10 protein-coding genes and 1 pseudogene are annotated in these 11,667 nt (G+C 65.2%); 8 read left to right on the top strand and 3 right to left on the bottom strand.

Features of this window, described 5'->3' with window-relative positions; genetic code table 11:
* The first annotated feature begins 164 nt into the window (after positions 1–164).
* Genes ASF43_RS29515 through ASF43_RS29540 form a run of 6 tightly spaced genes read left to right on the top strand, consistent with a single transcriptional unit; the run spans position 165 to position 5,788 of the window.
* Entirely contained in the window at positions 165–1,196 is a 1,032-nt protein-coding gene (locus tag ASF43_RS29515) for an ABC transporter ATP-binding protein (RefSeq protein WP_056189971.1), read from the top strand.
* A gap of 41 nt (positions 1,197–1,237) precedes the next feature.
* Entirely contained in the window at positions 1,238–2,506 is a 1,269-nt protein-coding gene (locus tag ASF43_RS29520; protein WP_056189891.1) for a PotD/PotF family extracellular solute-binding protein, read from the top strand.
* Between the two features lie 9 nt (positions 2,507–2,515).
* The gene (locus tag ASF43_RS29525; RefSeq protein ID WP_056189894.1) at positions 2,516–3,433 is read left to right on the top strand and encodes an ABC transporter permease; all 918 of its coding nucleotides are present in this window, start codon (positions 2,516–2,518) and stop codon (positions 3,431–3,433) included.
* Positions 3,433–4,317, top strand: a complete 885-nt coding sequence (locus ASF43_RS29530; RefSeq protein ID WP_056189897.1) for an ABC transporter permease — start codon at positions 3,433–3,435, stop codon at positions 4,315–4,317. Before ASF43_RS29525 ends, ASF43_RS29530 begins: the two co-directional genes overlap by 1 nt.
* 9 nt (positions 4,318–4,326) lie before the next feature.
* Positions 4,327–5,034, top strand: a complete 708-nt coding sequence (locus tag ASF43_RS29535; RefSeq protein WP_056189899.1) for a GntR family transcriptional regulator — start codon at positions 4,327–4,329, stop codon at positions 5,032–5,034.
* A 4-nt stretch (positions 5,035–5,038) separates the two neighbouring features.
* Positions 5,039–5,788 carry an aspartate/glutamate racemase family protein gene (locus ASF43_RS29540; protein ID WP_056189902.1) on the top strand — a complete coding sequence of 250 codons (750 nt, stop codon included), beginning with the start codon at positions 5,039–5,041 and terminating at the stop codon, positions 5,786–5,788.
* 7 nt (positions 5,789–5,795) lie between these two features.
* On the opposite strand, the gene ASF43_RS29545 is transcribed toward ASF43_RS29540, so the two are convergent.
* Positions 5,796–6,761, bottom strand: a complete 966-nt coding sequence (locus ASF43_RS29545) for a recombination-associated protein RdgC (RefSeq protein WP_056189905.1) — start codon at positions 6,759–6,761, stop codon at positions 5,796–5,798.
* A 218-nt stretch (positions 6,762–6,979) separates the two neighbouring features.
* Here ASF43_RS29545 and ASF43_RS29550 point away from each other — a divergent pair, with 218 nt between their 5' ends.
* Positions 6,980–7,495, top strand: coding sequence for a Spy/CpxP family protein refolding chaperone (locus ASF43_RS29550; RefSeq protein WP_056189907.1), 516 nt, complete (start codon positions 6,980–6,982; stop codon positions 7,493–7,495).
* Between the two features lie 134 nt (positions 7,496–7,629).
* On the top strand, positions 7,630–8,412 hold the full coding sequence (locus ASF43_RS29555) for an endonuclease/exonuclease/phosphatase family protein (protein WP_056189910.1): 783 nt from the start codon (positions 7,630–7,632) through the stop codon (positions 8,410–8,412).
* Between the two features lie 33 nt (positions 8,413–8,445).
* On the opposite strand, the gene ASF43_RS30255 is transcribed toward ASF43_RS29555, so the two are convergent.
* Together ASF43_RS30255 and ASF43_RS29565 are read right to left on the bottom strand one after the other, a co-directional pair.
* Positions 8,446–9,072 carry an acyloxyacyl hydrolase gene (locus tag ASF43_RS30255; RefSeq protein WP_156373583.1) on the bottom strand — a complete coding sequence of 209 codons (627 nt, stop codon included), beginning with the start codon at positions 9,070–9,072 and terminating at the stop codon, positions 8,446–8,448.
* Between the two features lie 771 nt (positions 9,073–9,843).
* Positions 9,844–10,940, bottom strand: a pseudogene (locus ASF43_RS29565) (IS5 family transposase).
* Positions 10,941–11,667 lie beyond the last annotated feature (727 nt).

Consider the following 11,667-nt stretch of genomic DNA (forward strand, 5'->3'; position numbering starts at 1 on the left):
CCCTGCAAGTTCTGTAACCAAAGCCTGGGCCCGCAGCACGCACCAAAGCGTTCATCCTCAGCGGCGCACGTGCCGGATGGATGCACCTGCGCGGTGCTTTTTGTACGCATTCGTTGCACGGCATTGCGTACAAAGCTGGCATGGGCTTTGCGTTCAACCGGCGCATGGCAGCACCCAACACCAGTAGCGCACCGCCCCACCCCGTGGCGGTCGAACTCGTGGCCCTGACCAAGCGCTACGCGCAGGGCCAGCCGGCCGTGGACAGCATCAACCTGCGCATCGCCAGCGGCAGCTACTGCTGTTTGCTCGGGCCCTCGGGCTGCGGCAAGAGCACGACGCTGCGCATGATTGCCGGCCACGAGAGCGTGACCACCGGCGACGTGCTGCTGGAGGGCCGCAACATCACCGACCTGCCCGCCGCCGCGCGCGGCACGGCCATGATGTTCCAGAGCTTCGCGCTGTTTCCCCACCTGAGCGCGCTGGACAACGTGGCCTTCAGCCTGAAGATGAAGGGCGTGGCCAAGGACGAGCGCCGCCAGCGTGCGCAAGACCTGCTGGAGCGCGTGGCCATGGGCCACCTGGCCGAGCGCAAGCCGGGTGAACTCTCGGGCGGCCAGCAGCAGCGCGTGGCCCTGGCCCGCGCCCTCATCACACAGCCGCGCGTGCTGCTGCTCGACGAACCTCTTTCGGCCCTCGACCCCTTCCTGCGCATCCAGATGCGCGCCGAGCTGCGCCGCTGGCAGAAGGAGCTGGGCCTGACCTTCATCCACGTCACGCACTCGCAGGAGGAGGCGATGGCGCTGGCCGACACCATGGTCGTCATGAACCACGGCCTGATCGAGCAGGTCGGCTCGCCGCACGAGGTCTACAACCGGCCCGCCACCGAATTCATCGCGCGCTTCATGGGCGGCCACAACGTGCTGGACACGCCCACCGGCAAGATCGCCGTGCGCAACGACCATGTGCAGATCGCGCCCGCGGCCAGCACCGAGGCCGGCGTGCAGGCCAAGGTCACCGACGTCGAGTACCAGGGCACCTACGTGCTGCTGGGCCTGGATGCGCAGAACGCAGGCGGCACCACGGGCGTCTCCGTGATGCTGCCCGAGGCCGCCTTCGCCACCCGCCCCTACCAGCTCGGCGACGACGTGCGCCTGTCGTGGGCACCGCCCCACGCGCACGCGCTGGCCGCTGCCTGAACCCTTTCCCCACCGTCCACCCCGCCACAGGAGCATCCACCATGTCCGACACCACCAACACCACCACCGGCCTGCAGCGCCGTTCCGTGCTCAAGGGCACGGCTGGCATCCTGGCCAGCGGCATCGCGCCGTTCGTGCACGCGCAGGAGGCTATCACCCTGCGCTACCTGGGCACGGCCGTGAACCAGGACAAGGCCATTGCCGAGAAGTTCAAGGCCGACACCGGCATCACCATCCAGTACGTGGCCGTGACCACCGACGACGTGACCAAGCGCGCCGTCACCGCACCCAACAGCTTCGACCTGATCGACACCGAGTACTTCTCGCTCAAGAAGATCGTGCCCACGGGCAACCTCAAGGGCATCGACACCAAGAAGATCAAGAACGCCGACAAGATCACCACGCTGTTCACCACCGGCCAGGTCGGCGGCAAGGCCGTGGGCGACCAGGGCACGGCGCCCAAGAAGGTGATCTTCCTGGAAGGCGAGAAGAGCAAGGTCTTCGCCAAGAGCCCCACGCAGTTCATGTCGCTGATTCCCACCGTCTACAACGCCGACACGCTGGGCATCCGCCCCGACCTGATCAAGCGCCCGATCGACTCCTGGGCCGAGCTGCTGAACCCCGAGTTCAAGGGCAAGGCCGCGATCCTGAACATCCCGTCCATCGGCATCATGGACGCGGCCATGGTGGTGGAGGCCAAGGGCATCTACAAGTACCCCGACAAGGGCAACATGACCAAAAAGGAGATCGACCTCACGATCAAGACCTTGATCGAAGCCAAGCGCGCCGGCCAGTTCCGCGCCTTGTGGAAGGACTTCAACGAGTCGGTCAACCTCATGTCGTCCGGAGAGGTCGTGATCCAGTCCATGTGGAGCCCCGCCGTGACGGCCGTGCGCACCAAGGGCATCGCCTGCAACTTCCAGCCGCTCAAGGAAGGCTACCGCGCCTGGGCCGCCGGCTTCGGCCTGCCCGCCACCTTGTCGGGCCGCAAGCTCGATGGTGCCTACGAGTTCATCAACTGGTTCCTGGACGGCTGGGCCGGCGCCTACCTGAACCGCCAGGGCTACTACAGCGCCGTGCTGGACACCGCCAAGGCGAAGATGGAAGCCTACGAGTGGGCCTACTGGATGGAAGGCAAGCCGGCAGCGCAGGACATCAAGAGCCCCACGGGCGACGTGCTGGCCAAGGCCGGCGCCATCCGCGACGGTGGCTCGTACGAGCAGCGCATGGGCGGCATCGCGTGCTGGAACGCGCTCATGGACGAGAACACCTACATGGTCCAGAAGTGGAATGAGTTCGTGGCGGCGTAAGGACGTTTCATGAGCGCACCTGCCACTACCGCCCACGGCGCGCCCGCCGCCGCGCCCGGCCGCAGCATCGCGGCGTGGTGGCAGGCGGCCCCCTTCACGCTGGTCTTCGCGCTGTTCTTCCTGGTCCCGCTGGCGCTGATCGTGATGGTCAGCTTCTGGGACTTCAACGAGTACGAGCTGCTGCCCGGCTTCACGTTCAAGAACTACGTGAGCATCTTCGAGGGCTGCGGCGCGCTCGGCGACGACATGTGCACCACCGTGCGCACCTACCTCTCCACGCTGAAGTTCAGCTTCCTCGTCTGGGCCATCACGCTGGTGCTGGGCTTCGCGGTGTCGTACTTCCTCGCGTTCCACGTGCGCAGCCCGGGCATGCAGACGGCGCTGTTCGTGCTGTGCACCATCCCGTTTTGGACCAGCAACGTGATCCGCATGATCTCGTGGGTGCCGCTGCTGGGGCGCAACGGCCTGGTGAACCAGGGGCTCATGGGCGCGGGCCTCGTGGACCGGCCCGTGGAGTGGCTGCTGTTCTCCGATTTCTCGGTCACGCTGGCCTTCGTGCACCTGTACACCATGTTCATGATCGTGCCCATCTTCAACAGCATGATGCGCATCGACCGCAGCCTGCTGGAGGCCGCGGCCGACAGCGGCGCCACGGCTTGGCAGACGCTGTGGAACGTGATCGTGCCGCTGTCCAAGACCGGCATCATCATCGGCTCGATCTTCGTGATCACCATCGTGATGGGCGACTTCGTGACCATCGGCGTCATGGGCGGCCAGCAGATCGCCTCCATCGGCAAGATCATCCAGGTGCAGACCTCGTACCTGCAGTTCCCGCTGGCCGCGGCCAATGCCGTGATCCTGCTGGCCATCGTGCTCATGATCATCTGGGCGCTGACCCGGCTGGTCGACATCCGCAAGGAACTCTGATGCAAGCCCGAATTTCGGAGAAGCGCGGCCCTGGGTTTGTGCCGCTGGCCATCATCTTCGCGCTGTTCGTGCTGTTCATGTACGGGCCCATGCTGGTCATCGTGCTGCTGAGCCTGCAAGGGCCCGAGGGCGGGCTGACCTTCCCGATGCGCGGCTTCTCGCTGCACTGGTTCGGCAAGTTGGCCGAGGGACTGGGCGTGGTCGACATCGGCGCTGCGCTGCGCCGCTCGCTGGCGCTGGGCGCGGCCGTGATGCTGTGCACCGTCGCGCTGTCGGTGCTGGCCGGGCTCGCATTCCGCAAGAAGCTGGCCGGCGGCAACGTGCTGTTCTACATCGTCGTGGCCAGTTTGATCATGCCGTCCATCATCGTGTCGCTGGGCATCGGGCTGGAGTTCCGGCTGCTGGACACGGGCATCAAGTCCCTGCTCGGCGCGCTGGGCATGGACGGCACGCTGGAAAACTACGGCACGGCGCTGGGCCTGTTCACCTCGGCGCTGGGCGCCCACCTCACCTGGACCCTGCCCTTCGGCCTGCTGATCATGTTCGCCGTGTTCAACCGCTTCAACCCGGCCTACGAGGAAGCCGCGCGCGACCTGGGCGCCACACCGTGGCAGGGCTTTCGCCACGTCGTGCTGCCGCTGATCGCGCCCTCGGTGGTGGGCATCGGCATGTTCGGCTTCACGCTGTCGTGGGACGAGATCGCACGGACCTCGCAAGCCATCGGCGACGTGAACACCCTGCCACTGGAGCTGCAGGGGCTCACGTCCACCGTGACCACGCCGTCCATCTACGCGCTGGGCACGGTGACCACCATCGTGTCCTTCCTCGTCATGGGCCTGGCGATCGGGCTGGCCATGCTGCTGGCGCGCCGGCGCAAGGGATAAAGTCAGCGCATGTCGCACAACGAAGCCATGCCCACCGTCTCCGACAGCGAGATCTACGAGCGCATGGTCTCCGCCATCCTGGACCACAAACTGCCGCCCGGCACCAAGCTGGTCGAGGACAAGCTGGCCAGTGCGTTCGGCGTCTCGCGCACACGCATCCGCCCGGTGCTCGTGCGCCTGGCCAACGAGCAGGTCGTCACGCTGACGCCGAACCGCGGTGCCTCGGTCGCGCAGCCCACGGTGCAGGAGGCGCGCGAGGTCTTCGAGGTGCGCCGCCTGATCGAGCCCACGCTGGTCGAGCGCTTCATCACCACCGCGCAGCCGGCCGACATCACGCGCCTGGCCGACTGCATCGCCGACGAAGAAAACGCACGCCTGGCGGGCGACATGCGCCGCGCGATCCGCCAGGCGGGCGACTTCCACCTGCACATCGCGCAGGCCGCGGGCCACGACACGCTGGGCCGGATCCTGCGCGAGCTGATCTCGCGCACCTCGCTGGTCCTGATGACCTTCAGCGCCGACCATGCGAGCGAGCGCGAGGAGGCCACGGCCTGCGGCTGCCGCGAGCACTGCATGCTGCTGGACGCCATCCGCCTGGGCGACGCGCGCGAGGCCTCGCGCCTGATGCGCAAGCACCTGGACCTGCTGGAGTCGCGGCTGCAATTCCAGCGCACGGCTGACGAGAGCCTGGACCTCGTCACGGTGCTGATGGGCTGATGCGATGCGCCAGCTGCTGGTCCTGAACCCCAACACCTCCACGTCGGTCACCAAGCTGCTGCAGACGCACGTGCAAGCCGTCGCCGGCCCCGCGGTGCGCGTGCGCAGCGTGACGGCACGCTTCGGTGCGCCCTACATCGCCTGCGAGGCCAGCTATGCCGTGGCCGCGCATGCCGCGCTGGATGCCTGGGCCGCAGCGCTGCAGGAGGGCGAAGAGCCCGCGCCGGACACCGTGCTGATCGGCTGCTTCGGCGACCCCGGCCTGTTTGCGCTGCGTGACAGCAGCCCGGTGCCCGTCACTGGCCTGGCCGAAGCCGCCTGCGTCGAGGCTGCGCGGCACGGCCGCTTTGCCATCGTGACCGGCGGCGCACGCTGGGTGCCGATGCTGGAGCGCCTGGCGCTCACGCTGGGCCACGGCGACGCGCTGGTCGGCATCCACACCGTAGCACCCACCGGCGCGGAACTGGCGGCCGACCCCATGGGCGCGCAGGCCTTGCTGGCGCAGGCCTGCCGTGAAGCCGCCGAGCGCTGGCAGGCCCGGGCCGTCATCGTCGGCGGAGCCGGCCTGGCAGGAGTGGCCGCTGCCATCCAGTCGCAGGTGGATGTGCCGTTGATCGACAGTGTGGCGGCCGGCACGCGGCATGCGCTGGCTCTGGCCGCACCACCGCATGCAGGCGCGCGTGCAGGATTCGATGTCGCGTGGCAAGGCCTGTCGCCCGAGCTCACGGCGCTGGGCCACGCGGCTCAGCCTTAGCCAGGGCTCAAAAGGGCGCGTCGGCCGGGTCCATGGCCAGCGCTGCGGGTGCAGCGGCGGGCGCCGCCTCGGCGGCAATGCCGATCTGGATCTCGCCGCCCAGGGCTTCGAGCAGGTCCGGGATCAGCCGGCCGATCTCGCCGGTCGCGATGGCCGCATCGGCGTCGAAGCCGTCTTCCTTCTCCTTCGAGGTCTTCTCGAACACGCCGTCCTGGAACTGCAGCTTGCGCAGCTGCATGCCCTCGGTCAGCACGAAGGACACACGCTCGTCCCAGGTCATGGCCAGCTTGGTCGGCAACTTGCCCTCTGCGATGTGCTGGCGGATCTCCTCGATGTCCAGTGGATGGTGGGCATAGCGGATGACCGACTTGGATGCGTCCGTGGCCTTGAGCTCGCACTCGCGGTCGATGCTGAAGCCAGCCGGTGGCTCCTGGCTGCTCAGCCAGGCCGACATGGCGGCGCCGGCCGCGGTCGCCGTGTGCAGCTCCTGCACCACGAAGCCGTCGAGCACCTTGACCAGCGCGCTGATCACCTCGTCGGCGCGGCCCTGGCTGCCGGCGTCCAGCACCAGGCGCTGTGCCTGCACGTCCAGCCACACGGTCACGCTGCCGCGCTTGGAGAACGCGTAAGGCAGCAGCGTCTGCTTGGCCTCTTCGCGCAGGTCGCGCACTTCCCTCTTGCCAGGCTTGCGGCCCGTCGTGGCCTCGATCTCGGCCGCGCGTTCCTCGGCCTTGCGCTTGACCACCGAAGACGGCACGGCCTTGCTCTCGATCGCCAGCTTCAGCAGGTACTGGCCGCCGATGGATTCGACCAGCGCGCCGTGTTCCTCGCCGCGCGGCGGCACCCAGCCCGCTGAACGCTCCTGCGTCGGCCCGCATTCCACGAAGCGCTGCTGCTCCACGGCCTGTTCGATCTGCTCCGCGGTCGCCGACCAACCGGCGCCGAGCTTGTACACCATCACGTTCTTGAACACTGGGACCCTATCGATATGTCGTTGCAATGCCGGCAGCCCGGCGAAAGCCGCGTATTGTCGTTGCAGCGCCCGCCACGCCCCAGACCGCGAACTTCCTTGCGTGATCTTTACAAACCGGGGTCAAACCGTGACGGCCGCGATACAGCGGATCGCCACACTTGCCTGGCGGGCTGCTTCCCGGCAGACCGATGTCACAGTTCCAGGAAAGGACAACTTCCATGACACGCATCTCTTTCAAGCACATGGTTCTCAGTGGCCTGCTGGCCAGCGTGGCGGCGGCTGCCGTTGCACAGCCCGCGCCGGCAGCAACGTCCAACGCACCCATGGCACAGCCAGCCGAACGCGGCGCGCGCAAGCCCATGCCGCACCACGATCCCGCCCAGATGCAGGCCAGGATGGCCGAGCGCCAGGCAGCCCTCAAGAGCCAACTGCAGATCACCCCCGCGCAGGAGCCGGCGTGGAGCGCGTTCACCGCCAGCCTGCAACGCCCCGCACACGCAGGCCCCCGGCCCGACCGCGACGCACTGCGCAGCATGACCACGCCGCAACGCATCGAGCTGATGCGGGCACGCCATTCCGAGCGTCAGGCGGCGATGGAGCGGCGTGCCGACGCGACGCTGCGCCTGTACGCGGCGCTGACACCGGAGCAGCAAAAGGTGTTCGATGCACAGCGGGGCCCGCGCGACGGCGGCCATGGTCCACGCGGCCACCATGGCGCACCCGCCAAGGGCTGACACGCACACCTGTGGTGCGCGCTGCGACCAGGGCTCGCGCGCAGCGCGCCATGGGCACTGGTGTCTGGCGAGTGTCCTACAGGTGTTGGCGCGCAAACTGCGTTACAACAGACTTCCGCCTTTGTGTTCCAGACATGCCCACCAGTACCCCCCAGCCCACGCCCGGCACCGGCGCCCAGATCAAGGTGTTGACGGTCAACATCCACAAGGGCTTCACCACCTTCAACCGCCGATTCATGCTCCACGAATTGCGCGAGGCCGTGCGCCATGTGCACGCCGACGTGGTGTTCCTGCAGGAGGTGTTGGGCACGCACGCACGCCATGCGGCTCGCTTTCCCGACTATCCCGAAGCGCCGCACTATGAGTTCCTTGCGGACTCCATCTGGCCGCAGTTCGCCTATGGCAAGAATGCGGCGTATCCGCACGGCCATCACGGCAACGCCGTGCTGTCCAAGTTTCCCATCGTGCACCAGGAGAACCGGGACGTCTCGCAGGCAGGGCCGGAACGCCGCGGCCTGTTGCATTGCGTGCTGGCAGTGCCGAACTGTGAGCAGAATGTGCATGTTTTCTGCGTGCATCTGGGCCTGCGCGAGTCGCACCGCCGTGAGCAGTTGCATTTGCTCGCCCAGATGATCGAGAAGGAAGTGCCCGTCGGTGCGCCCGTCATCGTGGCTGGCGATTTCAACGACTGGCGACGGCGGGCCCACGGCATCCTGGAGAAGCATGCGGGCCTGCGCGAGGTGTTCGTGCACGCGAATGGCAAGTCGGCCAAGACCTTCCCGGCCAAGTTCCCAATGTTGTCCCTGGATCGGATCTACGTGCGCAACGCGAGCGCGCACTCGCCACTGGTGTTGCCCGGCGAGCCGTGGAGCCGTCTGTCCGACCACGCGCCCTTGGCCGCCGTCATCAACCTATGAGCACCGTCAAGAGAGGCTCGCGCGCAGCCCCTCTCACAACGCGTAGCCGTAGCGTAGCTGGTAGAAAGTCTCGCCGGGATTCGGGTCGCTCAGGCCACCGTTGGAGACGTGCTTGACGTAGACGCCCAGCGCGTGGCGGCCCTGTGCGCCGAAGTGTCTGCCCACGCCCACATGGTCGCTGAAGTTCCAGCGCGTTCCGAAGCGCTTGTTCACCGTGGTGTAGCCCTGCGTCAGGTAGGAAGCGCCGACACCGGCTTCCACAAACCAAGGTGAGCGTCCTGCATCGAAGCGCCAGCGGAACATGGGCACGATGCCGACCTGGCCAAAGCTCTCACGCTGCCCAGGCAAGGCATCGGCGTGCCACAGGCTTGCGTATGCATCGACTACAAGCGACAGCCGCCCATTGAACCAGGCAGTGCCGGTGGGCATGCGCAGCCCAACGGTGGCCGCGTCAGTCGTTGCGCCATGGTGCGGAGCTCTGCCCAGCTCCAGATAGACCGACGTTCCGCTGTCCTCAACGTTCGCTTGGGCGCGTGCGCTCAGCGCCAATAAGCCCATGCCCGCAACAAGAGCCATCGTCCTGGTTACGTTGCCCATCGCCCCATCCCTCGCCTGTCGGTAATCGTTGTTGGTCGTGCCGGACTCGCCGGCCAACGGCATCGTAGCGATCCGATCGCTCCGAAGCTGTAGGAACAAACCGTGTCAGCGAGGCTGGCGAACGTCGCATACAACCCTGTTGATAGATCCGGCACAACCCTTGGCTTATCCACAGCAAGTGCACGATTCAAAAAGTTGTTCATTCAGGCCAGCGGCCTCAAAAGCCCACCACCCACACCCGTTCATACGAGCTAAGGTGTTGATCCACAACGAGAATTGCCACTTGCCCACAGCGCAGCGTCGCCCTTACTACTACTACTATTTATTAAATTAAGAGTTAGACAAGAGATAGCAGTAGCGGCGCCGGCCGGCCACAACCTGAGCGATCGACGGTTGGACGCTTCGGCCGAGGGCTGACTGCGTGCGGGAAATGATCCGGAGGACGCATCGGCGCGACCGCCGCATCGGTGGAGGCAAGGTGGTCGTCGACATGAGTTAAAAAAATGGACGGTGGGCCCTGCGGAACTTTTGCTTAGACGCAAATCACGACGAGCAAGGCCACCGAATCCATGTAGCTGGTTGAGCTGGTCGAGCTGGCGCTGATCGCTGTGATTCAGGAGATCAGTTTGCGAGGCAGATTCGGGCTTCAGGGGCAAGTCGATCTGCGCGAGGTGCTAGCAGGCCGTTGAAGTACCGCTGATGAACGCGAGTTCGGCCTTGGAAGTTCGGCTCGGCAAGGTCATGCTGCGATCTGGAACCGCCCGATTGCGCCGCAGACGCCTGTTGCGAGGCCGTCTATGCGGTCAGAGCCGACCGTTTCGACGTCCTTTGCCCTTACTGGGCGCACGGCGGACGCAGTTGGGCCAAGGTACGCAGCCGCGTGAGGTTGTAGGCCGCCATGGTCAGCGTCAGCAGCTGATCGACCTTGTCCAGTCCTTGCACCATGACCTGGCGGATCTGGCCGATCACCTTGCCCCAACCGAAGCACTGCTCGATGCGCTTTCTTTTGCGCTGGCTGACCTCGTAGCCAGGGTGGCGGGTGGTGCGCGAGTCGATCGCGCTGCCGCCGTTGCGCTTGGTGTTCTGGGCCACGCGCGGCGTGACCTTGATGGTTCGGCATGCCTTGACGAAGCCTTTGGTGTCGTAAGCCTTGTCGGCACCGACCGTCACGCGCTTGCCCGGGCCCGCTACGTCGGCCAGCATTTGCGCGGCCACTTCGCGCTCGGCCGTTCCGTCCGAAGTGCTGGCTTGCACATTGACCACCAGGCCATGGCGGTTGTCCGTCAGCACATGGCCCAGGTAGCTGGGCAGCGCAGGTGCTGCATTGCTCTCTTGCGGTACAGCCGCGACTCGGGGTCGCTCTTGGATTCGTGCGTGGCATTGCTGCGCGGCTCGCCGTGCCAGTTCTCGGGCGGGCGGCCGTCGTGCGAGCCGTCCTTGCGCCGCATGCTCTTGTGGCTCGCCCAGGCCTGGATCAGCGTGCCGTCCACGCTGAAGTGCTCGCCCGACAGCAGCCCGCGCTGCTCGGCCATCTCCACCGTCGCATTGAACAGTTCGGTGACCGCGTCGTGCTCGATCAGCCTGTCGCGGTTCTTGCTGAATACCGAGTGGTTCCACACTGTGTCTTCGATGGCCAAGCCCACGAACCAGCGGAACAGCAAGTTGTATTGAATCTGCTCGACCAGTTGGCGCTCGCTACGCGCGCTGTACAGCACCTGCAGCAGCATGGCGCGCATGAGCTTCTCAGGCGCGATGCTGGGGCGCCCGCCCTTGATGTCGACCGCGTACATCGCAGAAAACGTTGCATCCATATTGGCCAACGTGTCGTTCAGCAAAGTGCGGATCGGGCGCAGCGGGTGGTTGACTGGCACGAAGCTCTCCAGCCGAACCGTGGTGAACAAGCTCTCGTTGTGGCTGTCGGCGCCTCGCATGACGGGCTGGCTCGTCTTCGAACAATGCACCGATGGTCAGATGAGATAGCCGGCGCGTCGATAGGTATTTCAGCGGCCTGCTAGACGGCGCGGAGCCCGCAGGGTCCATCAGTCAGCACGGCGTACGGTGGGCGACCGCGTATGCCCCCGTGCATATCGTCCTTTTCACGATGCCGAAGCTGGTATCCACAACTTTTCTTGCCCGCCCTCTCCGAGTTGTTGTATAGTCGAGGGCTTCGCTCTTCACGGCGCTGCCTTCTTCGGAAGCTGGTTGCAAGAAAAGCGAAAAAGATTTGACGAAGCTAAAAATTTTGTGTCATAATCTAAGGCTGCGCTGATCACAGCGCACCGCAAAAAANGATGCACCGGGCCGTGCACCCATGTTGTATAGTCGAGGGCTTCGCTCTTCACGGCGCTGTCTGCTTCGGAAGCTGGTTGCAAGAAAAGCGAAAAAGATTTGACGAAGCTAAAAATTTTGTGTCATAATCTAAGGCTGCGCTGATCACAGCGCACCGCAAAAAAAGCATGTTGGACGATGAGTCTGGTGTGCTGAGATCTTTAAAAACATACAGCCGATAAGCGTGGGCGTTTGGGTGAAGTTGCCAAGTTCTTCGGAACAAGTGCTACTGCACTTAAATGCTCATGAGAATGGAAGTGGATTCACTTCAATTCCGTTTTAATGAGTGAACTCGAGAGAGTATAAATTTCAAGATCGAACTATAGAGTT

This window comes from Pseudorhodoferax sp. Leaf267 (assembly GCF_001422405.1).
Taxonomy (GTDB): domain Bacteria; phylum Pseudomonadota; class Gammaproteobacteria; order Burkholderiales; family Burkholderiaceae_C; genus Pseudorhodoferax.